The organism is Candidatus Marifrigoribacter sp. Uisw_064 (assembly GCF_047730175.1).
In the GTDB taxonomy this organism is placed as follows: Bacteria; Bacteroidota; Bacteroidia; order Flavobacteriales; family Flavobacteriaceae; genus Marifrigoribacter.
This window is the reverse complement of record NZ_CP159833.1, coordinates 1,434,519-1,458,732: the sequence shown is the minus strand read 5'-3', so window position 1 is coordinate 1,458,732 and position 24,214 is coordinate 1,434,519. Positions and strand designations below refer to the sequence as shown.

At 30.3% G+C, this 24,214-nt stretch carries 24 protein-coding genes, 1 tRNA gene and 1 pseudogene; 2 read left to right on the top strand and 24 right to left on the bottom strand.

All coding sequences use genetic code 11. From position 1 onward, the window contains the following. Positions 1-185: 185 nt before the first annotated feature. The 23 genes and pseudogenes from ABXT64_RS06590 to mce all read right to left on the bottom strand — a co-directional run bounded on the left by ABXT64_RS06590 (position 186) and on the right by mce (position 21,468). Positions 186-1,277 (bottom strand): MraY family glycosyltransferase, encoded by a 1,092-nt coding sequence (locus ABXT64_RS06590; RefSeq protein ID WP_443632142.1) that lies wholly within the window; start codon positions 1,275-1,277, stop codon positions 186-188. 59 nt (positions 1,278-1,336) lie between these two features. Further along, positions 1,337-2,413, bottom strand: coding sequence for a DUF1972 domain-containing protein (locus ABXT64_RS06585; RefSeq protein ID WP_443632141.1), 1,077 nt, complete (start codon positions 2,411-2,413; stop codon positions 1,337-1,339). Further along, positions 2,406-3,494, bottom strand: a complete 1,089-nt coding sequence (locus ABXT64_RS06580) for a glycosyltransferase family 4 protein (RefSeq protein ID WP_443632140.1) — start codon at positions 3,492-3,494, stop codon at positions 2,406-2,408. Before ABXT64_RS06580 ends, ABXT64_RS06585 begins: the two co-directional genes overlap by 8 nt. After that, complete coding sequence (locus ABXT64_RS06575) at positions 3,494-4,552, bottom strand: phosphotransferase (protein ID WP_443632139.1); 1,059 nt, start codon at positions 4,550-4,552, stop codon at positions 3,494-3,496. Before ABXT64_RS06575 ends, ABXT64_RS06580 begins: the two co-directional genes overlap by 1 nt. After that, complete coding sequence (locus tag ABXT64_RS06570; RefSeq protein WP_443632138.1) at positions 4,552-5,793, bottom strand: glycosyltransferase; 1,242 nt, start codon at positions 5,791-5,793, stop codon at positions 4,552-4,554. Before ABXT64_RS06570 ends, ABXT64_RS06575 begins: the two co-directional genes overlap by 1 nt. Then, positions 5,790-7,109 (bottom strand): hypothetical protein, encoded by a 1,320-nt coding sequence (locus ABXT64_RS06565; protein ID WP_443632137.1) that lies wholly within the window; start codon positions 7,107-7,109, stop codon positions 5,790-5,792. The genes ABXT64_RS06570 and ABXT64_RS06565 overlap by 4 nt, the downstream gene beginning before the upstream one ends. Before the next feature lie 4 nt (positions 7,110-7,113). Then, the gene (locus ABXT64_RS06560; RefSeq protein WP_443632136.1) at positions 7,114-8,100 is read right to left on the bottom strand and encodes a glycosyltransferase family A protein; all 987 of its coding nucleotides are present in this window, start codon (positions 8,098-8,100) and stop codon (positions 7,114-7,116) included. A gap of 19 nt (positions 8,101-8,119) precedes the next feature. Further along, the gene (locus ABXT64_RS06555; protein WP_443632135.1) at positions 8,120-9,334 is read right to left on the bottom strand and encodes a hypothetical protein; all 1,215 of its coding nucleotides are present in this window, start codon (positions 9,332-9,334) and stop codon (positions 8,120-8,122) included. A gap of 2 nt (positions 9,335-9,336) precedes the next feature. Beyond that, positions 9,337-10,221, bottom strand: a complete 885-nt coding sequence (locus tag ABXT64_RS06550) for a glycosyltransferase family 2 protein (protein WP_443632134.1) — start codon at positions 10,219-10,221, stop codon at positions 9,337-9,339. Next, positions 10,221-11,102 (bottom strand): sulfotransferase domain-containing protein, encoded by an 882-nt coding sequence (locus ABXT64_RS06545; protein WP_443632133.1) that lies wholly within the window; start codon positions 11,100-11,102, stop codon positions 10,221-10,223. Before ABXT64_RS06545 ends, ABXT64_RS06550 begins: the two co-directional genes overlap by 1 nt. An 8-nt stretch (positions 11,103-11,110) precedes the next feature. Next, positions 11,111-11,269 (bottom strand): annotated as a pseudogene (locus tag ABXT64_RS06540) (DapH/DapD/GlmU-related protein); the annotation flags it as partial. A 380-nt stretch (positions 11,270-11,649) separates the two neighbouring features. Continuing rightward, entirely contained in the window at positions 11,650-12,972 is a 1,323-nt protein-coding gene (locus tag ABXT64_RS06535; protein ID WP_443632132.1) for an oligosaccharide flippase family protein, read from the bottom strand. Continuing rightward, positions 12,969-13,829, bottom strand: coding sequence for a dTDP-4-dehydrorhamnose reductase (gene rfbD, locus ABXT64_RS06530; protein ID WP_443632131.1), 861 nt, complete (start codon positions 13,827-13,829; stop codon positions 12,969-12,971). The genes ABXT64_RS06535 and rfbD overlap by 4 nt, the downstream gene beginning before the upstream one ends. Continuing rightward, complete coding sequence (gene rfbC / locus ABXT64_RS06525) at positions 13,822-14,394, bottom strand: dTDP-4-dehydrorhamnose 3,5-epimerase (protein ID WP_443632130.1); 573 nt, start codon at positions 14,392-14,394, stop codon at positions 13,822-13,824. The genes rfbD and rfbC overlap by 8 nt, the downstream gene beginning before the upstream one ends. After that, positions 14,395-15,273, bottom strand: a complete 879-nt coding sequence (gene rfbA / locus ABXT64_RS06520; RefSeq protein ID WP_443632129.1) for a glucose-1-phosphate thymidylyltransferase RfbA — start codon at positions 15,271-15,273, stop codon at positions 14,395-14,397. A gap of 1 nt (position 15,274) precedes the next feature. Then, a complete protein-coding gene (rfbB, locus tag ABXT64_RS06515; protein ID WP_443632128.1) occupies positions 15,275-16,327 on the bottom strand; it encodes a dTDP-glucose 4,6-dehydratase in 1,053 nt (350 codons plus the stop codon). Between the two features lie 11 nt (positions 16,328-16,338). After that, a complete protein-coding gene (locus ABXT64_RS06510) occupies positions 16,339-16,617 on the bottom strand; it encodes a phosphomannose isomerase type II C-terminal cupin domain (protein ID WP_443632127.1) in 279 nt (92 codons plus the stop codon). Positions 16,618-16,745: 128 nt separating this feature from the next. Beyond that, positions 16,746-17,375, bottom strand: a complete 630-nt coding sequence (locus ABXT64_RS06505) for a hypothetical protein (RefSeq protein ID WP_443632126.1) — start codon at positions 17,373-17,375, stop codon at positions 16,746-16,748. Positions 17,376-17,613: 238 nt separating this feature from the next. Beyond that, positions 17,614-17,991 carry a GxxExxY protein gene (locus ABXT64_RS06500; RefSeq protein WP_443632125.1) on the bottom strand — a complete coding sequence of 126 codons (378 nt, stop codon included), beginning with the start codon at positions 17,989-17,991 and terminating at the stop codon, positions 17,614-17,616. Between the two features lie 788 nt (positions 17,992-18,779). Continuing rightward, positions 18,780-19,304 (bottom strand): UpxY family transcription antiterminator, encoded by a 525-nt coding sequence (locus tag ABXT64_RS06495; protein ID WP_443632124.1) that lies wholly within the window; start codon positions 19,302-19,304, stop codon positions 18,780-18,782. Positions 19,305-20,154: 850 nt separating this feature from the next. Beyond that, entirely contained in the window at positions 20,155-20,553 is a 399-nt protein-coding gene (locus tag ABXT64_RS06490) for a BT0820 family HAD-type phosphatase (RefSeq protein ID WP_443632123.1), read from the bottom strand. 386 nt (positions 20,554-20,939) lie between these two features. Then, positions 20,940-21,013: transfer RNA gene (locus tag ABXT64_RS06485), tRNA-Ile, on the bottom strand. A gap of 44 nt (positions 21,014-21,057) precedes the next feature. After that, the gene (gene mce, locus ABXT64_RS06480; protein ID WP_443632122.1) at positions 21,058-21,468 is read right to left on the bottom strand and encodes a methylmalonyl-CoA epimerase; all 411 of its coding nucleotides are present in this window, start codon (positions 21,466-21,468) and stop codon (positions 21,058-21,060) included. A 123-nt stretch (positions 21,469-21,591) separates the two neighbouring features. On the opposite strand from mce, the gene rbfA reads away from it, so the two are divergent. Both rbfA and ABXT64_RS06470 read left to right on the top strand, forming a co-directional pair. Continuing rightward, a complete protein-coding gene (gene rbfA, locus ABXT64_RS06475) occupies positions 21,592-21,987 on the top strand; it encodes a 30S ribosome-binding factor RbfA (protein ID WP_443632121.1) in 396 nt (131 codons plus the stop codon). Further along, a complete protein-coding gene (locus ABXT64_RS06470; RefSeq protein WP_443632120.1) occupies positions 21,988-23,187 on the top strand; it encodes an ABC transporter permease in 1,200 nt (399 codons plus the stop codon). On the opposite strand, the gene dusB is transcribed toward ABXT64_RS06470, so the two are convergent. Further along, positions 23,184-24,182 carry a tRNA dihydrouridine synthase DusB gene (gene dusB, locus ABXT64_RS06465; protein ID WP_443632119.1) on the bottom strand — a complete coding sequence of 333 codons (999 nt, stop codon included), beginning with the start codon at positions 24,180-24,182 and terminating at the stop codon, positions 23,184-23,186. The two genes, ABXT64_RS06470 and dusB, sit on opposite strands and share 4 nt — an antisense overlap. Positions 24,183-24,214 lie beyond the last annotated feature (32 nt).

The following is a 24,214-nucleotide window of genomic DNA, read 5'->3' as shown; positions in this document are numbered from 1 at the left end:
ATTTAAGCCCAAAGCAAAAGCTGTTTAAAGTAGTGTTTTTATCTTTTTTTACAAGTAGGCTTTTACAAACAGAGTGAAGCAGTCTTGGTGTTTTTGGATGTTTTCAGAGCTTATTGAAGTCGTCACACTTTCACAATAACAAGTCTATAAAGCGTTTAGCTAGTTGTAAAACAGTTGTATTAGAACTATTTAATTTTCTTCTTTTTTATTCTCTTTCCTAATACATCAAAAACCACCAAAAACAAACCGAATACCATCATTAAAATAAAGATCATCACTACACTGTTAAAAATGGAGGATAACCAGATTATTATAATAACTATGGCATAATTTATAAAACCCAGTAACATGCTGACCTTAAAGTGTGACATTCCATTATCGATTAAAATATGATGGGAATGATTTCGATCTGGAAAAAAAGGGCTGTTCCCATTTAGTAATCGCACCCCAATAACCCGAAACAAGTCAAAAATTGGAATGCATAAAATGGCTACAACGAAGATCAATCCATTTTCCGGTTTAAAGCTGAAAAAATTATAATTTGAAACATCTATCGCAATAAACTTTAGCGTTAAAAAAGCAATACAAAACCCGATGAGCAGGGAACCCGTATCTCCCATAAATATTTTCTTTTTACTGGAAAAATTATAGACTAAATAGGCTAATAACATGCCTATTAAGCTTATGGAAAGTAAAAAATAAAAGTATTGATGTAGTACAAAAAACATTAATCCGAAAATGCTAAAAATTACAAGGGCTACCGTAGCAGCTAAGCCATCGATTCCATCAATTAGGTTATAGGCGTTAATAATGGTTATAGCTATCAGCACACTTCCAATATAGGCGATGATTTCAGGAATTTCATAAATCCCTAGAAAGCCATGTAAAGTGGTTACTTCCATCGCACTATTAAAAAATAAAAACATGGTTGCCAAGGATTCCATTATTAATTTTGCGCGGGGTGATGACATTACTAAATCATCTTTTACACCCACCATAAAAATAAGGGTACTGCTTGCTATTAAATTAAGGCCAATGTTTTCGGTATCGAAATACTGGATAAAAAACATCACCATAATTAAGGTAATATAAAACGAAAATCCTGCCATGGTAGGGGTCGAAATACTATGAGAACTTCGACTGTCAGGGGTGTCGTTTAAATTTCTGCTTATAATTACCCAGCTTATTTTTGGGATGATATAATACACCAGTAAAAACGAATTCACGAGTGTAAGTATGCTTATCACCTTGAGGTTTAACATTAGTTCTTGTAGCATAATAATTTTATTGTACTATTAATGGTAGTTTGACATTTATACCATTTTACTTTAGTGTATTAAAATAGTAAAGCGTATTTATTGGCTATCACTTCCCAGATATAGTTGTTATTCGCAATATCCTTCATGTCTTCGGACACCTTTTTTAAATCTTTTTCATCCAAAGAAGTTATTATTTTAACTAACTCATTGCTAGTATGAAAAAACATGGCTTTATGTTGTGTAGTTTCTCTATTATAGGGTACTCCGTAAGCTATTATTGGTAAGCCCAAAAACATAGCTTCTACTAATGAAGGATTAGTTCCTCCTGCACTATGTCCATGTATATATACCAAACAATTGCATCTCAATTGATTTAAATCGATTTGATTGTAGATAGGATTTAGCAAATAAATATTTGGAAAGGTGCTAAATTGCTGCTTCAATTGTATACCATAGGTGCTATTTCCCCAGTTACCAACGATTACAATATTTAATTCAGGAAATTCTGAAAATGCTTTTAAAATGACATCTAACTTATTCTCAGGTTCAATTCTACAGACTTTAAATGCATAGTTTTCATTTAAAAAAGGATATTTTGAAAGGACTTGTTTTGAAAGAATTTCATGTTGACAGTGATCGGCACCATAAGCTATCAATTCACTTTGAACACCATATTCCTTTAAAACATAATCTTGAATCACCTTATTATCTGAAATCACGGTATGGGCATATTTTACCGCTACTTTTTCTGAATATTTCAAAAACCATTTTGCTGCCTTGCCCCATTTTGCACGTTTCCACTCTAAGCCATCAATATTTACAATCGTTTTTTTTGATGAAATTAATTTCACAAAGGGAAGTACAATACATCCCGACACCCCTAATATTAGTAAGGTATCTGCAAAAAACAAGGCTTTAAAAATAGAAATGATATCATACAAAATACTTTGTACTCCATTTGCATTTAAGGGCAGGTACTTTAGTTTGGCATTGTTATGTGTTTTTAATTTTGTTTTATACGTTTTGCTACTACAAAACACGGTAATATCAAATCGATCTCCCACATGTTTTGTTAAGTACTCTGTTAGGGTTTCAAACCCTCCATACTTGGCAGGAATGCCAACAGTACCTATAATGGCTACTTTTTTAAGCATTCAATAATTTTAAAATCTTTGTTTGGAATACATTCTCATTAAAATCTAAGGATCGCTTTTTTGCGTTTTTAGAAAGCCTTAAATATTCCTTTTCATCTTTTGAAAGTTTCATGATTTTTTGCGCAATCTCATCAACTTTATAAGATGAAATTAAATAACCTTCTACCCCTTCCCTTACAATTTCTGTAGGGCCACCAACAGGTGGTACAATTACAGGTACTCCAAAACTCATGGCCTCAATAATGGTTAATCCAAAAGTTTCCACACATTCATCAATTTTTGAAAGGTTTAATAACAAATTTGATTTTGCATAAAATTCAAAAACATTACTTTGTTGAGGGAATAATGCAATATTTGAGGGAAATTTAAAATTTGAAAAATAATTATCTATTTCAGATTTTTCTGCATTTAAAACTAAGGTAAAAGTGATATCAGAATTCGAAAGTAATAATTGTGCTAAAGCGATAAATTCATTTACTCCTTTATAACTTTTCAAGGAAGAAATCATTAACACATTAAAACCTGATTTGTTCTTGTCTATATAATCTTTCTTATCTGCATTTATAACAAAGTCTTGTGGTACAGAGTTGTAAATAACAAGTTGTTCTTTGTTTTGAAAAGACTCCAACTCTTTGACAGATTCTGAAACAAAAATAATTTTGGTTGTTGATATTTTAATAATACTTCGTAGAAAATATTTTAAACTTGTAGGACTCAAATAAGTTTCATGTATATGGTAATACACAGGTTTTTTCATAACCCACCCCGCTAATCCTGCACCAAATGGAAGCATTGTATTTACATAAATTACAATATCCTTATTAAAATATTTTAACAATTTAAAAAACAATATTGTTTGTGAAAGTAAAAAAGTAACTAAAGTAAAATATTTGTTTTCAAATCTTTTATAAAAATAGAAATGATGCTTCTTCGTTAAATTGGACAAAAAACCAGAACTACTTTTTCCTGTATATAATTCTATATCACGACCATTGTTCTGAGCAGATTCAATTACTTGAGATAATACCTTAGGACTACCACTAAAATCATTGAGCAAATGCACAAAAATAATTTTTTTCATTACAGCTTTTCTTGCAACATTAAATGGTTAGATAGTTTTTTATAACTCATTGCTGTTTCAACTTCATTTGTGTTCTTCCAAAACAGGATTCTCTCAATCAGGTGCAAGTGAAGAAATACGTTAAATTCTATTTCTATATTTAATAGTTGTAAATAATTTTTGTAGTTTAATATTTGTGCTTCATTTAAAGCTATTCTATACACTTCTCCAATTGTTTTATAGCGAATTATAGGATCAATATAATAATTTAGTAAATCTTCTAATGGCGGACCATCTAATACAGCTTCCTCAAAATCAAAAATTACGGGTTTTGAATAACTGATAATATTCCAGGGTTTAAAATCACGATGTACTAAGCCTAATGGAAACTCTAATTCTCCATAGTTTGTTTTAATTGTTTCTAATACTTGTACCTGAGTTTTTGTTTGTACATTCTGTACTTGTTGCAATTCACTTTGTAAATACTCAATATATGTTTTTATCGTGCTTTTTTCAGAATCAGTCGTCTTAAAAAACTCAACCAAAGCAAGTGTTAAACCTTCGCTTGTTGTTTTTTTTATTGATGTTGAAATATGAGTATTCGACAATTTAAAAGAAATCAATTCATCCTTTTTGTGTTCAACATCATAATAGTTTGATGTCTGAAAATGCTTTTTATTTTTAGTAAACAAGTCATAAATAACAGTTTCCTTTTTTACGTTTTGGTAACTTTTACCAAATGCAAATTTTTGAAAGTATTCACGATGGTGGTGTACGATTACTTTATCATGCGTAGGGGAAATTAACACCGAGCAATCTTCATTTATATTAAAAGCAGTTTTTGTTGCAGAAATATTTTGTAGGTATTGGTTAATTTCAATAGCACTTTTAAGATTTTTTTTTAACAAAATCCATTTAAAAAACAAATACCAATGCAATCCTTGTTTTAAAATACTCGCCTTTAAAGTTCTTGCTCTATAAAATTGTAAAGAGGTACCAATATTTTTCCAACTGCTGGTATTTAAAATATAATTAGCCCCATTATTGCCTTTTAAAATATAAAACAACTTAGTACTCATTAATTTGAATGTTGTTTGTAACGACTATTTATCAATTCAGAAATAGCTTTTCCTTTATGACTCCAATCAAATTGTACTCCAATTTCTTTTGCTTTCTGTCCTTTATCTTTCCTTATTTCTGTACCGGTCATTTGTAGAATACCTTTTGCCAAATTTGCAATTAGCTCTTCTCGGCTAGTTTTAGGGATTACAACCGCATATTCATTAGTGAAATAACGTGTATACCCACCTGTATCTATACAAATTAATGGTTTTCCAAACGACATTGAGTCAAATGCTATGGTAACGGCCCCTTCTTTTAAACAAGGATTTACTACCACATCACAATCCGCTAGTTTTTGATAATATTTTTCCATAGAAACCTGCCCACTTAATGTAATATAAGACTGCATCTCTAACTTTTCTATTAAAGTTTCTAATCTAGTTTTATCGGAGCCTTTCCCTATAATTTCTAATTTAATGTTTGGTTTTGTTTGGGTTGCTTTAGCAAATGCCTCAATTAAGATATCGAAACCCCTCCAGGCGTCTAAACGCCCGCCTGCATAATAAACAATATCTTTATTTTCATTCCCTGCATTAGTGTAGGATTTTATATCAATCTTTTCCACTGCTACATCAGTGAAAATCTGTGCTTTATTATTAAACTGTTCTGGGATGCTTTTAAAGGCGGTCTCTGTTTTACAAAGTATTAGGTTGGCATTTTTACAACGTTTTTTAAATCCTCTATTATATCTTAATCTTTTTACAATGGTTCTACGTAAAAACTCAATCAATCTTCCTTTGAAATGATAATGTTTTGAAAATTCAGAAGGAATTGTTTCTACTCCTCCAGTTGGCCCCCATATAAAAAACTGCTGTTTTCCATATTTACTTACAGACCACAAAGCATTGCCATAGGTTAGATGATGAAATATTTTAATACGATGTTCTTGCATGGTTCTTTTTACAATGGTATTGGTACTCCATTGCCATATATTGTAATACAGCCTCACCCCTCTCATTCCTTTTTTCCAAAACCGAAGGTAGTATGGCAAATCAAAATAAATAAAATGAATATTTTTATAACTTGGATTTTCTTCTAACCATGCTTCTATGGATGCTTGATTACTCTTACGAGTAAGTACCCAAAGCTCAAAATATTGAGACATTTGCAACACCCAATTCCAACCCACACCAATTTCGGAACCTAAATTGGGTTCACAGGCATAGGCAGAAACAAATATTTTTAATTTTTCTTTCACTTAAAGAATTTATTATATTTTTTATTTTGATTAGATAAAACGAAATTGATAATTTCATTTATTGCAACCTCTACATTTTTATTGTTTTCAATAGGTGTATAATTATTATCCTTGTTACAAATATAATTTAGCTTCACATAAATATCTTCAATTTGTATTTTTGTGAGTTCTTTTTTTCTTTCTAATATAATTTTAGGCTCTACAAAAATTATAAAATTATAATTCATTTTAGGAACTAGTCTTCTCAAAAAGAACAGTACCTTATAATTTAAATTTATTTGTGATCTTTTACTATCACTAATAATATCCGTGAAATAACGATCAAAAATCACAACACCTCGTCTAACTAAAATGGGCTTAACAAGTTTATAATAGCCAATAATATAATCTGCGATGTAATAAAATATTCTAAAAACGGAGCTTAATATTCCTGTTTTTTCTCCTCTATGTGGCTTATCATAATTGACATCTACATCCTTTTTTAACCCCGATTCTTTAAACAACTCTGCAATTCTAGGTATTACTGTAGGTCTAAAATGGTTGTATTCAACCTCCCTATAAACCTTAGAAAATTTATCTTCCAATCCATTTAAAATGGTTGTCTTTCCAGAACCATCAGGCCCTGTAATACTAAATGAAAAACCATTGGGCTTCAACTTTCCCTTTAGATGATAACATAAAAACTTAGTGCTAAAAGCTACTTGCTTTATTGGGTTGGAAAATAAATTTCTTAAAAATGCTTTTTTTAGCAAATAGTTTCCTGAATTTTTTTCGCAATCCACAATATTTAGAGCTTTAATATTGAATAACGCACTCAACCTGGAATTAACTTCTAAGCTATAATTTTCATTTATCTCATTTAATAATTCACTATATTTTGAAGGGTATCCTTGATTAAGCAAGGACGTATTAAGAAATTTTTCAAGAAATTCATATACTTTATTTACATGATACACTTTCCCATTAAATTGACGCTTTTCTAAAACCTCATGAGCATCAATTAAATTAACGCCATATAAACTATAATTAAAGAAAAAATCTAAGTACAAATATATTAGTTCATCTCCAATTTGTTTAGCTATAATAAAAGTAACAAACCTTTCATTTGTATTTACCATTAATAAACGGTAATCAAAATATTTTATAATTTTACAAACATCCTTCTTTAAAAGGTTAAATTCTTTTTTATCAATTAAAATATCAACGTCATGACTTATAAAATTTTCTGGAAGTTCTTCAAAACTTCGAAGAACTGCATAATTGTAGTTTTCATTTAAAAGGTTAAATAAACTTATTACAAATTCTTTATTCCCCATTCATTTAATCATTTTTTAAAAAATTACTTTTAATTTTATCTACAATGTAACTTGGATTGTATAACATAGAACAAACCATATAGTATACAAATCTTAAGTATGACTTATTTACAAACAAAAAGCCTGCTTTTCTATAGTAGTAGGCAGATGTGTCTTTATAATAATTCCTTTTTTTTTCTTTAACAGTTAATGTCGAAATAAATTCTGTAAAATCAACATCCAACAAACCCGCTCTTCTGCGTTTTAAATTAAATTTGATATACCTAATTTTATCTTGCATAGCAAATAAACTGTCTTTTGAAGCCGAAAGCGTATTTGTGTTTTTTCTATAATAAAAAAGTACTTCAGGAACAGTAATCATAATTTTATTATCCACATAAAAATCTGACATTCTAGACCATAAATCTAAATCTTCTGATAAATCCTGATATCGAATCTTTTCGTTACCAAATCCTTTCACCCTATATCCACCTGCTTTAATAGCATATTCTCTTTTAAACAAAGTTGGAGGCAACATAAAGATTAATTTTCCTTGCATTGCTTTTTCCAAAAAGGATTTCTCATTTTTAGGACCAATGTATTGTCCTCCTTTTATTTTGTTTGAATTTGAATCAATATAATTGGAATAGCAACTAACAGCTATATAACTTTCATTTGAATTAATTTTATTGTAAAGTTTTTCCAATAAATTAGGTTTTGCTATATCATCTGCATCAAAAAAAAGCATCAAAGGGGTAGTTACTTTATGTAGTGCGTAATTCCTAATAAATGCGGTTCCTTTATTTTCTGAAAATTCAATTATTTCAGATTCCATAAAGGGATTCGCTTTTAAAAATTCTTTTACATTAAGCAAGGATTTATCAGAAGAACAATCGTCAATTACAAGTAGTTTAAAGTCCTTTAAAGTCTGATTAGATAAACTTACAAGCGTTTCCTCAATGAAATTTTCAGCGTTGTATAAGCAGATGACTACGGTAGTATATCTTAACATTAAATTTTAAAAATTGTGTTTATGGAATTTTCTTTTTTAAAGGTTTTTTTTTGAGTAATTGCTTAAACATTTTATTTGAAATTAATAAAATTATACAAAGCCATGTTATTTGAATATTTACACCCATCATAAATACCAATAAAAACCAAAATATAACTGAAAGCAATCGGTCATTTTTATCATAACATGCCTTGATACTAAAAATAATAAATAAGAAAAATGAAACTAATCCATATTCAATTGCCAAAGCAAATAAACCTCCACCAGAAACTTTATCTCCACCTCCTTTAATGAAATTAGACATAAAAGTACTTACATAATCTATTCCGTATCCAAACCAACCATTCAAAGTTGTAACATCCAGCATTTTAGCTAATACAATCATAGGTACTATTCTAAATGAAGCACTATGATCTGCTTCTATAATAATAGATTCATCCAATGATGCAGTTGCAAGTACAACATTATAAGTTCGATTAATTGAATTTGACCCAACAAAGTCAACTATAACAAACATTACACATCCTATTATTAAAAAAGGAATAAAGTTTTTAAAACGTATAAGTTTTAATAATACTACACCAATAAATAAAAATGCTGTACCACTACCCATGGTAACCATGGTCCAAAAAAATGCTATCCAAACCCATTTATCTTTTTTAAAATCTAAGCGAAAATTATAAGATCGATCAAGTAATAACTCTTTTATTGTTATATAACTATATAATAACAAAGCAACAACTCTTGCAGTATGAGAAGGTTCCGCAGATAATGAATTTAATTTCCAAGGGGTTATAGGGTTGTAATTACTTAAATTAAAAATAGGTAAGCCTGTTAATACACAAAATTGCTGAATCAATAAGACAATAAAGTATGCATATATTAAATACTTTAATAATTTATAATAATGAATAACTGTAAATTTGCTGTGGTATAATAACTCTTTATAAGCAATAAATGTTAGACAAAACATAATAGCATACAACACTGTTGACCATCGCATACTTTGAGGTTGATAAATCAATGGAAATATAATAATACTTACCATAAAAAAAGCCAACCAAGGGTTGATGCGATCAAACCTACCAAAATATAAAATGATAATGGGCGAAAGACCCATGACGCCAATTAATAATAAATTTCGATTGCCTTCACCCAAAGCAAAAGCGGGAGAAACTGCTAAGGCAGTTAAGATTAGAATGAGTAAATATGGCCGTATCCTTTTTTTTAGCATTACTAAAACATTGTTCTTAATACTTGACGAATAGTTTCGACTATTCTAATTTCTAACAATGAGAACTGCATTAGAGGTTTTAAAAAAATTGCTTTTAATTTTCCGTTTGAACGACATACTCTTGTAAATTCTAGCCACCCAACATACAACAATTTATATTTTCCAACTTGATTATATGCTGTATTAATGGTTTTTGAATGTGCATGAACATAAGTTTCATCTAATAAAATATAATTATTTAGATTTAGTTGTTTTACTTTTACTGCTATAAAACGTTCTTCTACAAATAGAAATGTATTAGGATAAAAGAATCCCATTTGTTTAAATGTTTTAAATGAAGAAAACATAAAGCTACCAGGTATCAAATCCACTTTCATAGCTTTTGAGCCTGATGTATCTTTATATTTTAATGCATTACGTTTGTTAAATAATTTAAAAATATAAAATAGATTTAAACAGTCATCTAAAAAACTATTTATTTTATATGGCAATAATTCGTTATTATCAATGTCTAATTGTTTAGGGGCAATAATTGCAGGATTTTCTAATACTTTATATTTTTCAATTAATTTTTCAAAACAATTTTTTGGTAAAACGATGTCATTATTTAATATTGCTACATATTCTGGTTTAATATTTTTATCTAAATAATTGAGCCCAAAATTATTGCCTTTAGCATAGCCTAAATTTCCTCCTGTTTGTAATACTTTTACATTAGAGAACGTTTTTTCTAATGGTTTTAAGTGTTTAAAAGAGTTGTTAGGTGATTCGTTATCAACTAACACTATTTGGATATCTTCTACAACTGTTTGCTGTTGCAATTCTTCTACCAATTTAATGGTATCTGAAAAAGAATTATAATTTAAAATTACAATACCTAGCCTCATTAGTAATTAGTAGTTTTAAGCCAATTAGAAAAAATTTTACCTGTAAGCCCTTCAAGTTCTTTAATATCTTCTTTATACAGCTGCATAAGCGAATTTTTCAACTCAAAACTTAGTTCCTTTTTTTTCTCAGGTCTCATTACTAATTTATAAATAGAACTTCGAACTTTATTTTTCATTTTTTGGCTAACAAAAATTGAAAAAAGAGATTTTATAATATTTTGTTTATATATGAACTTTTGAATCAATTTAAATCGAGATGATCTAGCTACATTACTTTTTAGGTCAATATCTAGTTCAATCTGCTCAAGGTCAAGGAAACTAATGACTTCTTTTATCGTTTTAGCTCTATTTTTAATAAAATCATCCTCAAATCGAATAAACATCATATTCTCTTTGGGGAAATATTTTAAGTATCTTTTTATTTGTTCCGAGTAAAAACCTCTTGAAGCATAACTAAAATGGGTTTTATTAAAGTAATCTTTATTTATACGGTTTTTTTCTTGCTTTAAAGCAGCAGTAAAAGAGAGTTCTTCAATACATCTTCTTTTACTCATTAAATAATGCGAATATGCTCTATTTACAGGGTTTCTTAATAAAAATATCAGTTTAACATCTTTTCCTAAAGTTTCAAAAATACGCTTAGGCACTTCTTCAAAATACATATATTCAGGATTGCAAGAACCTAAAATTTTTTCATTGCTAGACTCATTGAAAAAGGTGTTTTCATACCATTCTAACCCTTTTTCAAACTTCTCGTCATTATCAAAAAAATGTGCTTCTTTTGTTTTTGGTAAAAAAACATCAGGATGCTGATTTAAAATATCATGCAATGTTGTTGTCCCTGCCTTTTGAGCCCCAACGCAGTAAAAATTTATATTCATATTTATTTCCTAAACCTAATTAGTTTTGCAGGAACACCTCCAACAATGGCATAAGGTTCAACATTTTTAGTTACCACTGCATTAGCACCAATAATTGCGCCTTCTCCAATAGTAATGCCTTTTGTAATTACTGCTCCGTAACCAATCCAAACATTATTTGATATAACAATAGGAGCTGTAGTTATCCCTTGCTTGTTCATAGGTTTATTAATTTCTTCAAAATTATGATCCGTGTCTCTTATTGAAACCTTATCAGAAATCATAACATCATCTCCAATTGTTATGGAATCATTTACACCAATAACACTAAATGAACCAACATAAGAGTTTAACCCAATTAATAGTTTTCCTGAACCTTGTATTATTACATTAGTATGTAGTGAATTATTGTTTTTCAACACTATTTTTAACCCGCTATTTGAAAATGAAAAAATTCGGATTTTAAAATTTTTTTCAATTATACAATTGCTTCCTGTAGAAATAATATTTCTATACTTAAGTTTGTAATAGTTTGTGAGTAACTTCCTATTTATTTTATTAAATATTTTCATTTACTAAAGAATTTAAATGGAAGATATCCTAATTTCTTTTTTATAAAATAGGAACTAATAATCATTATAACGGCAATTGTAATAGCAGTTGCCATCGCAGCGCCATTTGCACCAAAATTACTTATCAATAAATAATTTAAAATAACATTTAATAATAATGACACAAATGTTATATTCCGTAATACTTTTTCATAATTACACATCATTAAAATACTACCAACGGGTCCTGATGCAATATTAAAGAATTGACCAATACTTAAAATAATTAAAATAGAATAAGCATTTGTAAATTCTGTCCCCCATAAACTCAATAAAGGCCTTCCTATTAACACAAATCCTAAAACAGCAATCACACCAATAACAATTAATAAACTTGTTACTTTTTGTATCATTCCTTTCATTTCAGCAAGGCTTTTAGCAGAATAAAGAGCTGCAATTTTTGGCATCATAATGGAGTTTGAAACTTGCAAGAAAAAACTAGTAAGCAATGCCAATTGCAAAGCAACCGTATAATAACCTACTTGTGTTACATTTGAAAGCCAACCCAACATAATAGCATCAATACTTGATGCCAACAGTAAAGTCATAGAAACAAATAGCAAAGGGAGTGCTGTTTTTAAAAGTTCCTTTGGTATAAAACTTCTTACTCCATTAAATCTGTACATTTTACTCCAATAACCACCAACAGTAAGCATTGTAAATATTCTTCCTATTGCATAAAATATAGCTATTAAATTAACGGTTATCTCAATTTTCAAAAACCAAGTAAAAAGTAATAGTAACCCAGTAATGGCTACACTCAAAGTTTGATCAACTAAATTACTCTGCCAAATTTTTTTGTATGCAATTAAACCTGATCCAAATATTCTAGAAAAAACTTGAATAGGTATTATTATTATAAAAACAATTAATGGGTAGGTTAAATTTGACTCTTGAAAAACAACATTTGCTATCCAAGGGCTTAGAAGAATAAAAATAGTTGACAATAATATAGAAAGAACTCCATTGATAATACTTGTTGTATATATTATATTACCTATTCTTTCTAAATTATTCTTGCTTTTTGCAATTGCCATTTCTTTAATTATAACTTGTGGCATACCTAGTAAGGCAACAACCAATATTAACGAAGTAATACGGTTACTCAAACCTATTATTCCTAATCCTTCAGCACCAATTAAATGACCAAGACTAATACTTACAAGAACACCAATTATCATTCCTATAACTTTTACAACAGTAGATGAAATGGATTTATATAAAACTTCTAGAGTGTGCTCGTCTAGTTGGGAAATTTTATTTTTAATATATTTTATCAATTATTTGTTTTTAAACAATTAAATAACGTATCCTTCCAACAAGGAATTTCAATTTGAAAAACTTCTTTTATTTTCTTCTTATTCAACACAGAATAAAATGGCCTCTCTGCAGGCGTTGGATATAGCTTTGATTCTATGGGGTTCGTTTTAATAGGTAACCCTTTTATTTCAAAAATTGCCTTTGCAAAATCGTACCAGCTACATACGCCTTCATTTGAATAGTGATACACCTCAACTCTTTCGTTTTTTATTTTTGGTAAGATGGTTAATATAGCTTGTGCCAAATCAGCCGCATGGGTAGGTGTACCTATTTGGTCGGAAACTACATTCAACTTATCCCGTTCTTTACCCAATCTCAACATGGTTTTTACAAAATTATTACCAAACTTAGAATACACCCAAGAGGTACGAATGATGATAGAATTTGCAGGGTTAATTTGTTGCATTGCCAACTCTCCATCTAATTTTGTTTTTCCATACACAGATTGTGGGTTAGGAGTGTCGTTTTCTACATATGGCTTGTGTGCTGTACCATCAAACACATAATCGGTAGAGATATGTACTAATTTAATATGCTTATCTTTTGCAATTTGGGCAAAATTAGCCACTGCTAAGTGGTTTATTTTATCAGCTAATTCAAAATCGTCTTCTGCTTTATCAACAGCCGTATAGGCTGCACAGTTTATAATAGTGTCTATTTGGTTTATTTTAATAAAGTTAGCTACTTTTTTATGATTGCATATATCCAGTTCTTTAACACCGGTAAAAAAGAAATAATAGTTTTTATATTCTGGCGCCAGCTCTCTTAGTTCAGAGCCCAATTGTCCGTTTGCACCGGTGACTAAAATATTAGGCATATAATTTTTTTTTAATTTCAAACAAATCTGCCTCTTTTAACATTGGTTGCTGTGTATCTTTTGGAGATAATTGTAATTCAGAAGGTTTTAGTTTCCAATCTATTCCTAAACTTTTATCATTAAAAGCAATCCCTCTATCACATTCAGGATTGTAATAATTATCTACTTTATAAGCCAAAATAGCTTCTTCACTTAATACCACAAAGCCATGTGCAAAACCTCTGGGCACGAATAGTTGTTTTTTGTTTTCTGAAGATAATTCTATGGCTACATGCTTTCCAAAGGTTGAAGAGCCTTTACGAATATCGACAGCAATATCTAGCACTTTCCCTTGTATAACCCGAACTAATTTTGTTTGAGCAAAAGGTGGTAATTGATAATGTAAGCCTCTTAATACTCCATAAGCCGATTTGGACTCATTATCTTGACAAAAATTGATCTTATATCCTAAAAAACCTTCTAATTTATCTTGTCGAAAGGTTTCTGAAAAATAGCCTCGTTCGTCCCCAAACACATTTGGTTCACATAGAACTACATCTGGAATTTCTAATCTCTTAAAGTTCATTTACAATTCTTTAGCTCGTTCCATTAAATATTTTCCGTAATTGTTCTTTTTTAGTGGTTCCGCCAGCGCTAACAATTGGTCTTTTGTAATATAGCCCATTTCACAAGCTATTTCTTCCAAACACGCAACTTTAAGACCTTGACGATTTTCAATGGTTTGAATATAATTGGATGCTTCTAATAAGGATTCATGAGTACCCGTATCTAACCAAGCATAACCACGTCCCATCAATTCTACTTTTAAGTTATCTTGCTCCAAATATTTTTGATTGACAGTTGTAATTTCCAGTTCTCCTCTATCACTTGGCTTTATATTCTTAGCAATTTCTACTACAGAATTTGGATAAAAATACAATCCTATAACTGCATAGTTGCTTTTTGCTTTTGTTGGTTTTTCTTCAATACTCAATGCGTTTCCATTTGCATCAAAATCCACCACTCCATAACGTTCAGGGTCGTTCACATAATATCCAAAAACCGTAGCATTCTTATCATTTTTCACATTATTAAATGCCTCAGATAAAAGTTTGGTAAAACCATGCCCATAAAAAATATTATCTCCCAAGACTAAGCAGACATCATCATCGCCAATAAAATCTTCACCAATAATAAAAGCTTGTGCCAAACCATCTGGTGAGGGCTGCACCTTATAGGTAAATGACATCCCTAAATTCTTACCATCCCCCAACAATCGTTCAAAATGAGGTAAATCTGTAGGTGTTGAAATGATTAATACTTCCTTAATTCCTGCCAACATTAATACCGACAAAGGATAATAAATCATTGGTTTGTCATAAATTGGCAAAAGTTGTTTTGAAGTCCCTTTTGTTATGGGATACAATCTAGTTCCTGACCCTCCTGCTAATACGATTCCTTTCATTTTATTGATATTGTTTTTTATAATAATTTTGGTAATTTCCAGAGGTTACATTGTTTAACCAGTCCTCATTGTTTAAATACCAGTCTATGGTTTCCGACAAACCTTGTTCAAAAGTTACGGTTGGGCTCCAGCCTAATTCTGTATTTATTTTAGAAGCATCTATTGCATATCTTAAATCGTGCCCAGGTCTATCTTTAACGTATTTTATAAGCTGTTCACTTGTACCTTCTTCACGACCCAATTTCGCATCCAATTGTTGGCATAATAGTTTTACCAAATCAATATTTTTCCATTCGTTAAAACCACCAATATTATAGGTCTCTGCATTAACACCTTTATGATACACCAAGTCTATAGCGATGGCATGATCCATAACATACAACCAATCTCTGGTGTAATTTCCATCTCCGTAAACCGGTAAGGCTTTATCGTTTAACACATTATTTATAAATAAGGGTATCAATTTTTCAGGAAATTGTTGAGCCCCATAATTATTGGAGCAATTAGATATTACATAAGGCAACCCATAAGTTTCACCGTAAGCTCTTACAAAATGGTCTGAACTTGCTTTAGATGCAGAATAAGGTGAATTCGGGTCGTAAGAAGTGTTTTCTTTAAACAATCCTGTTTCTCCTAATGATCCATATACCTCATCGGTACTCACATGATAAAACCGTTTCCCTTCCCAATTAGTGTCCCACAATGCTTTAAATGCATTTAATAATATCATGGTACCTAATATATTTGTTTTTGCAAAAGCCAAGGGATCTGTTATGGATCTATCTACATGAGATTCTGCAGCAAGGTGAATGACATTCTTAAATTGATATTTTTTAAAAATTGAGTTGATATACTCTTCATCAGTGATGTCACCGTGTAAAAAAGTATAGTTTTCGTTCGACTCAATATCTTTTAAATTTTCTAAATTACCTGCATAGGTCAATGCATCTAAATTATAAATATGATATTCTGGGTATTTAATTAAAAACCTTCTAATGACATGGGAGCCAATAAATCCAGCTCCACCCGTTATTAATATATTTTTGTTATTCATTAATATTTATTTTAACTTCTATTATAAATATCTTCTATTCTCACAATATCGTCTTCACCAAAGTAAGCACCGGTTTGCACTTCAATAAATACCACCTTGTTTACTGTTGTATTTTCAATACGATGCTTGGTTCCTTGCAGAATGAGGATCGTTTCACCAGGTTGAAAGGTTTTAACGATCCCTTCTAATGTAATGGTCCCCAACCCATCTACAATGGTCCATGCTTCCGAACGTTTGTAATGGTATTGATAACTTAATTTGCCTCCTGGATCTACCTCAATACGTTTCAATTTGTAGGTAGGTTCGTCTTACAGTACAAAATAGCGTCTCTAAGGGCCTTCTTCAATTACTAGGTAATTATCCATAGGGTCTGTTTTTTTTATTAAAATTAGATAAATATTTATTCCCTAAACCACACCTAATTATTTAAACGATATAATACCCCTAGGCTGTTTAGTAGTTGATTGGTGACATCACTCCCTACTCCAAATTTTCCTGCTAGATTTAGATTGATTCCCCAAGTCGAAGAGAACCAATAGTTAGCTCCCAATCCGGTATTGAAAGTCATTCTGCCCTTACCTTTGATTCTTTGAATATTTTCTTCTGTTTGATAGTCGCCAATATGGGTAAATCCAAGACCTACAAAGACATAGGGTTCAAATGCTTTTAATTTTAACAGGTCTCGAAAAGAATACTTTACTGCCAGATCGAAAGCGACATAACCTGCTTCATTTCCACCTTTTAGTATAGTTTCTCCATCAATTATCTTTCCTTCTTTTATATAGTTAAAGGATAAGTTAGCACCTATGCTAAATTGATTGTTAATATAATTTTCGGCACTTATATAAAAAGGAGTCCCAAAATTCCAATTATCACTTACATTAAAGAGATCTTTGGCACTGGTTCCGGAATCATATACTGCGTTAAATCCAAGGCCTATACTCCAATCATTTTCATGTTGGCTACTGCTCCGTTCACTCCAACCTTGAGCACTTAATAGTTGGAGGCATAAAAGACTTAATAAAATTGATGTGGCTGCTTTTTTCATAATCATTGTGTTTTTAATTAAAATTGTTCCTTATTTTTTAAATTCTGAAAAACAAAAAAAGCCCAACAAATATATTTGAAAGGCACTATTCTTTTATACTATTTTTTTTGATTTTCATCAGATTTCACAGATTTCACAAATTTCACAAATTTCACAGATTTCACAGATTTCACAGATTTCACAGATTTCACAGATTTCACAGATTTCACAGATTATATAGTTAAGAAATAAAAATATGTTAGGTGTTTATAAATCGTTTCCATTTTAAACTCTTTCCACTAAAATTAATGATAAAGCCAAGTTTAAAGTGGGTAGCTTTTAAATAGTTAATCATTTGATTTTTTTCGTTTTCCAAATTAATTTTCCCAAATTCCAAATCGACAATTATTTTACCGAAACAAACAAAATCGGCGGTAAATTGTTTTTTTAATAGCATTCCGTCATAATAGAGAGGTAATTTTTTTTGTCTTTCAAAAGGGATCTTTCTTTTAATAAATTCCTTCTGTAGTACTTCGTTATAAACTTCTTTATAAAAGCTATTCCCTAGTTGTTTATGAACTTCGATACAAGTACCTATTACTAAGTAACTTTCTTCTTCAAATAATAATTTACTCATATAAAAAAGGAATGTTATCTGATAAAATATTTTTAGCCTGCTACGCTGTTAGGTTACTTTTCATTCCGTACTGCGAGACAGAATCTATTGTGATGATAGTACAGAAGCTAATAGATCCTGAATCAAGTTCAGGATGACCATTAGATCTTTGCTATTTATTCTAGCAGCGACTTCTGGTGAACAGTTTGAGTATTGTTTAAAGAGATTGCCACGTTATCAGATAAGTATCAGAGCTCCTCGCAATGAAAGAGTGGTTTTAGGTTTAATTAATGTGTTTCAAGAGCTTGCTCGTCGTGTATCGATTTTACCCTAACCTAATGGGAATATCGATGCGTTTTTCGAAGCTTTGTTACCGCTTTGCAATAGCAGGATGATTTGGCATTATTAAGAAAACATTACAAATCCAACTGTCGTTAATAAAATTATAGCAACAGAGAAAATTAATAGTACTCTTAAAACTTTTTTGATTAAATCTAAAGCTTGGGTGTTAATTGTTAAAATCATAGTTTGGGGTTTTATAGTATTAAATTGAATAAACGTACGCTACTAGTTGCATAAAATAGAGAGTCATAATTATTAGTAGGGAAACAAATCCTATAGTTGGATTAGCTTATAATGACTATTCTATCGTTCAGTGATCTATAATGTTTATAATATGGTTGTTGCACTTTAAATGTTTTATCGATATATCGATGCTTTTTTTTTACTTTTCCTCTAAGAAGGGTTGAGAACGATTAAATGATGCGGGTTTAATAAGTTAAAAGGCACAAACACTTAATACAATAATTTTATGCTATTTTTTTAATGTGGCTTAGTGGTAATGTAATTTCAGTAAAACTATTTAAAGCTTCCACTTTTACAATAACTCTATGCTTGCCACTATTTGATAAGTATATCGCAATTAAACCTTCAAATGGACCGTAAACTACTTGCACTGGCTTACCACTTTTTAAGCTAATAGCCGCTACTATTTTTGTAGCTTCGCTATTATTGGTTAATATTTTTAAATTATTAATTTCAACTTCTTTTACAATAGCTGGTTCTCCTAAATGTTTTAATACCGTAACTACTCCAGGAATATTATAAATTGGCACTAAGCCTTTTTTCTTAACCTTTACAAAAACATAGGACTTTATAAGTGGGGACTTCACTTTTTTCTTTCTATCGGACCATTGCCTAACCTCTGTTGTCAAAGGAAGGAAACTTTCATAACCCGCATCATTTAATCGTTCAAAAACCTTTTTTTCAGATCTAGATTTTGTATAAATCGCAAACCAATTAGTTGGCTTTTGAATTGGTGTAATAAGACTCATTTTGTTCTTGTTAGATATTAGAAATCTCTGAATTATTAATTGCTTTTATTTGAGGAGAGTTCACAGCTTCGCTTCTTTCACTCCCATATTAATGGGGAAGTATTTTTAGTTTAATTACTAGTTTAGCTTCTTGAGTTGTAAAAAAATCACAAATCAAACACTAAATAAAAAAATACGGGGAGTTTTATTAAATTATTAGGACTAGTTCATCCATTCACAATGTACAAAAATGTACATAACTGTCAAAAATTTACTGTAATTCATTGCAAATTTTAAAACTCACTAGATCAGATAGTTACGATGATTGTGCATAAAAATTTAAAAAAATATGATTTTTTTAATCGATTAAGTGTCTATTAAATCCTTTTAAACGCATTTAATTGTTCTTTTTCAGTCTCCTTTTTATTAATGTGTTCATAAAAAATATTGCAGGGAAAATAAATTCATTGTAATTATTCAAAACTAAAGCTATAAAACAAAAAAAAGGTACGGGAATCCGTATCCGGTGAATAAAAATAAATAAAAAGTACTAGTATGAGTACTAAACATTTATCAATTTCCAATAAATGAATGGCGTTATTAGATCCAAAGAAATGTAAAGAACCTTTTATACGAATCAATTTATGTAAGAGCTAATATCTTATTTAGAAAAAAGAATGCGCTATAATAACTTAAAAGACTTAATTAACTAAGTTTAGAAAGTGCAGATAAATACTTTAAAAAAAAATCAATTAAGTAGAAGTTAAAGCAAAGTGATGATGATTAAAAAAAGATTGATTCTCAATTTTATAAATTCATATAAATACCATTCAATTCTTCTTTGGTTTTTGTTATAATCATACATTGTTTTTTAAAAACCGAACCAGTTTTTTTTCTTCTTTTTTTGTAATGGAGCTTCTTCTTTTAAGAGTGTTTGATAAACTTCACCCCAACCTAACACCTCCCCAATATTTCGATCGTCAATAAATACATCTGCATTAATTTTTCTACTATATTTTTCATCAAATATCTCCTCAGGAAAACTACTATTTACAGAATAAAAAGTTATTCCATTTGCTTTGCAAAATTGAATAGCTTCCTCCAGCATTCTCCCACTTCTATAGGTCCATAAAATTAATCGATGTCCTTTTTCTTGAAGCTTCTTTAACGTTTCAAAAGCAAATAGTTTTTCTTTTCCAACTTTTGGATAGGCATCATCTACGATGGTCCCGTCAAAATCGACTGCTATGGTAAGGGTTTCATAAATCATATAAAAAAGTAATTTACAAAATTACAAAGATTTTTATTCTTTATTAGAATAAAATATAAGACACTAGTAGTCCTTTTTCCTAAATCAGCTCCAACAAGCATGGTAATAGAATTTAATCGGGGGAAAATCGAGAATTGTTTGATGTCTAGCAAAAAGGAAATTCCTTACATGCTCCATTAGTGAAAAAGCTGCTTAGTAGTATTATTTTAGGTCTTTGTTTATTTTATTTTATAAATACCAGTCAAAAAATACTAATGAATACCCTGCTGTACTTTTCATAAATCAAACCTAACAAAAGCATGGTTTATTAAATAGAAATGTTTGACCTATGTTTGCCATAATGCACAAAAAAAGCCCTACATCTCTGTAAGGCTTATTATTACTAGTGGTCCCACATGGGCTCGAACCATGGACCCCCTGATTATGAGTCAGGTGCTCTAACCAGCTGAGCTATGGGACCTAATTTATTTTTGCAAATTTATAATACTTTAGATACCCTACAAACTATTTCTCATTATTTATTTCTTGACAAAGTTCGATTAGAACCCCATTTGTAGATTTTGGGTGTATAAATACCACTAACTTATTGTCTGCCCCTTTTTTAGGCTTTTCATTTAAAATAATAAAACCTTCTTTTTTTAATCTGTTTATCTCTGCATTAATATCTTTTACTGCAAAAGCGACATGATGAATACCTTCTCCTCGCTTTTCTATAAACTTTGCAATAGGACTGTCGTCTGTTGTAGCTTCTAGTAACTCAATTTTATTATCTCCACATTTAAAAAAAGATGTTCTTACCCCTTCACTTTCAATAGTTTCTGTTTTATAATGCGTATATCCAAATAAACTTTCGTACACTTTATTAGCAGCTTTTAAGTCTTTCACAGCAATCCCTAAATGTTCAATTTTTTCCATTTAATTTAATTTTTAATAAATTATAATTATAATAAATGCTTTCTAGACTGCAAATTTAACCCTTTATGTAAAAACTTTACGTAATAAAAAATTACAATTACTGAAATGTGGTACTTTTGTAGCATGGAAGAAACGAATAGACAAAAAAAAATAGCTGGGGTATTACAAAATGATCTTGCTATTGTTTTACAAAAAATGCTGCTAGACGGAGGTCAAAAAGGAGTTATTATATCCGTAACAAAAGTAACGGTTACTACAGATTTATCACTTTCAAAGGTATTTGTTAGTGTGTTCCCTGCTGATAAAGGCGCTTTAATTGTAACCGAATTAAATGAAAATAAACCAAGAATTAAACATCAAATTGCTCAAAAAACAAAACATCAGCTTAGAAAAATGCCAGATTTAGTTTTTTATAATGATGATTCATTAGAGTATATTAATAATATTGGAGAAGCTATAAAAGGAGAAGAGAACCCAATTAAAAACGAAAATTTACTTCAGAAAAGAAAAAACATATAAGTGAATTTCTCTCTTTACATTGCCAAACGATACCTGTTTTCAAAAAGCAGTAATAATGCTATTAATATTATTACTGGAATAGCTGCCGTTGGTGTTGTATTAGGAGCCATGTCATTATTTATAGTACTCTCTGGCTTTTCAGGATTAAAAGATTTTAGCCTACAATTTACCGATGTATTTGATTCAGATTTAAAAATTTATCCTGCAAATGGGAAAACGATTTCTTTTCAGGATAATTTAGAGGAGAAAATCAATGCTGTTGATGGAATTATTAGTTATTCAAAAATCATTGAAGAGCGTGTTTTTCTACATTACCGAGGGAAAAACCATATCGCTTATATTAAAGGAGTAGATACTAACTACGCGAAAGTAAACTCAATTGATAGTATTTTATATTTTGATAATTGGTTTAGCCCAAATAATAATGAGGTAGTTGTTGGCTTTGGAACCGTTTCAAAACTTTCATTAGGAACCTATGATTATTCGAATGCGCTAGAAATTTATGTGCCAAAACCTGGCGTAGGTCAAATTACAGACCCTTCAAAAGCATTTACCAAACAAAATGCTGTGGTTTCTGGTATTTATCAAGTAAATGAAGATTTGGACAACAAATATGTTTTTTCAGATATCGATTTTGCGCGCTCACTTCTGAAATTAGAAAAAGATAAAATTTCTACCATAGAATTTAAAATAGACCCGCTGATTTCTGAAGAATCTATCCGCAATCAACTGACCACAATTTTTTCAGAAGATATTATTATTAAAAACAGAATTCAACAAAATGATGCATTGTTTAAAATGTTGAACACGGAAAATCTCGCGGTGTATCTAATTTTCACTTTGGTTCTTATTATTGCGTTATTCAACGTAATAGGATCAATTACAATGATGATTCTCGATAAGAGGAAAAACATTAAAACCTTGTTCGATTTAGGTGCAAAAATTAGTGAAATTCGCAGGATATTTTTCCTTCAGGGAGTTTTAATGACAACTTTAGGTGGTTTCGTTGGAATTTTATTAGGTGTTATTGCTGTATTTCTTCAGTTAAAATTTAGCTTTATAATGATTACAAGCTCATTATCGTACCCAGTAAGATTAAGCGTATTAAATATAGTTATCGTTTTTATTACTATTACTGTTTTAGGAATTATAGCCTCAAAAATTGCATCGAGTAGAGTGCGAAAAAAACTACTTTCTTAGGGTCTAGAAAAATGATAATCTCCAAACACATCTAAAGCCTCATCAAAGGCCGCAAACACATCTTTAGCATCATCACTGGTAACCATTTTAATTCGATACGGTTTAAAGTCTGGTATTCCCTTAAAGTAATTGGTATAATGTCTTCGAGTTTCTAAAACGCCTAAAATGTCACCTTTCCAATCAATAGCCATTTGTAAATGTCTTCTTGCAGCATCTATTCTTTCAGACATTGTAGGGAGAGCAGAATGGGTTCCTGTTTTAAAATAATGTTTTACTTGATTAAAAAACCAAGGATTACCTATGCTTGCTCTTCCAATCATAGCTCCATCTAAGCCATAAACATCTCGCATTTCCATTGCTTTTTCAGGTGTATTTATATCACCATTACCAAACACAGGAATGTGCATTCTTTGATTATTTTTTACTTCTGAAATGGGCTTCCAATTAGCTTCACCTTTATACATTTGAGCACGGGTACGTCCATGAATAGCAATTGCCTGACAGCCTACATCTTGTAATCTTTCTGCAACTTCAACTATTCTAATAGTATGCTCATCCCAACCCAGTCGAGTTTTAACCGTGATTGGTAAATTGGTGTGTTTAACCATTGCTTCCGTTAAACTCACCATTAGGTCAATATCTTTTAATATTCCTGCTCCTGCTCCTTTACTCACTACCTTTTTTACAGGGCAACCGAAGTTTATATCTATAATATCTGGATTTGAAGCTTCCACAATTTCAACACTTCTCAGCATTGACTCTAGGTTTGCTCCAAATATTTGGATTCCTACAGGGCGTTCTTTTTCATAAATATCAAGCTTCATGACGCTTTTTGCAGCATCACGAATAAGCCCTTCTGAAGAAATAAATTCTGTATACACCACATCGGCACCTTGTTCTTTACAAAGTGCACGAAAAGGAGGATCACTCACATCTTCCATTGGTGCTAAAAGTAAAGGGAAGTCTCCAACGTCTATATTTCCTATTTTTGCCATATACTTTGCAAAAGTAAAGAATATTAAAAGAT

What these genes read in the sequence shown, in the direction of transcription:
- ABXT64_RS06580 (WP_443632140.1), bottom strand. Translation starts at nt 3,494, where the DNA reads ATGAAAAAAATTATTTTTGTGCATTTGCTCAATGATTTTAGTGGTAGT.
- rfbB (WP_443632128.1), bottom strand. Translation starts at nt 16,327, where the DNA reads ATGAATAACAAAAATATATTAATAACGGGTGGAGCTGGATTTATTGGC.
- rbfA (WP_443632121.1), top strand. Translation starts at nt 21,592, where the DNA reads ATGGAAGAAACGAATAGACAAAAAAAAATAGCTGGGGTATTACAAAAT.
- ABXT64_RS06545 (WP_443632133.1), bottom strand. Translation starts at nt 11,102, where the DNA reads ATGAATATAAATTTTTACTGCGTTGGGGCTCAAAAGGCAGGGACAACA.
- mce (WP_443632122.1), bottom strand. Translation starts at nt 21,468, where the DNA reads ATGGAAAAAATTGAACATTTAGGGATTGCTGTGAAAGACTTAAAAGCT.
- ABXT64_RS06495 (WP_443632124.1), bottom strand. Translation starts at nt 19,304, where the DNA reads ATGAGTCTTATTACACCAATTCAAAAGCCAACTAATTGGTTTGCGATT.
- rfbD (WP_443632131.1), bottom strand. Translation starts at nt 13,829, where the DNA reads ATGCCTAATATTTTAGTCACCGGTGCAAACGGACAATTGGGCTCTGAA.
- rfbA (WP_443632129.1), bottom strand. Translation starts at nt 15,273, where the DNA reads ATGAAAGGAATCGTATTAGCAGGAGGGTCAGGAACTAGATTGTATCCC.
- ABXT64_RS06575 (WP_443632139.1), bottom strand. Translation starts at nt 4,552, where the DNA reads ATGAGTACTAAGTTGTTTTATATTTTAAAAGGCAATAATGGGGCTAAT.
- rfbC (WP_443632130.1), bottom strand. Translation starts at nt 14,394, where the DNA reads ATGAACTTTAAGAGATTAGAAATTCCAGATGTAGTTCTATGTGAACCA.
- ABXT64_RS06560 (WP_443632136.1), bottom strand. Translation starts at nt 8,100, where the DNA reads ATGTTAAGATATACTACCGTAGTCATCTGCTTATACAACGCTGAAAAT.
- ABXT64_RS06585 (WP_443632141.1), bottom strand. Translation starts at nt 2,413, where the DNA reads ATGCTTAAAAAAGTAGCCATTATAGGTACTGTTGGCATTCCTGCCAAG.
- ABXT64_RS06490 (WP_443632123.1), bottom strand. Translation starts at nt 20,553, where the DNA reads ATGATTTATGAAACCCTTACCATAGCAGTCGATTTTGACGGGACCATC.
- ABXT64_RS06505 (WP_443632126.1), bottom strand. Translation starts at nt 17,375, where the DNA reads ATGAAAAAAGCAGCCACATCAATTTTATTAAGTCTTTTATGCCTCCAA.
- ABXT64_RS06550 (WP_443632134.1), bottom strand. Translation starts at nt 10,221, where the DNA reads ATGAGGCTAGGTATTGTAATTTTAAATTATAATTCTTTTTCAGATACC.
- ABXT64_RS06565 (WP_443632137.1), bottom strand. Translation starts at nt 7,109, where the DNA reads ATGGGGAATAAAGAATTTGTAATAAGTTTATTTAACCTTTTAAATGAA.
- ABXT64_RS06590 (WP_443632142.1), bottom strand. Translation starts at nt 1,277, where the DNA reads ATGCTACAAGAACTAATGTTAAACCTCAAGGTGATAAGCATACTTACA.
- dusB (WP_443632119.1), bottom strand. Translation starts at nt 24,182, where the DNA reads ATGGCAAAAATAGGAAATATAGACGTTGGAGACTTCCCTTTACTTTTA.
- ABXT64_RS06555 (WP_443632135.1), bottom strand. Translation starts at nt 9,334, where the DNA reads ATGCTAAAAAAAAGGATACGGCCATATTTACTCATTCTAATCTTAACT.
- ABXT64_RS06500 (WP_443632125.1), bottom strand. Translation starts at nt 17,991, where the DNA reads ATGAGTAAATTATTATTTGAAGAAGAAAGTTACTTAGTAATAGGTACT.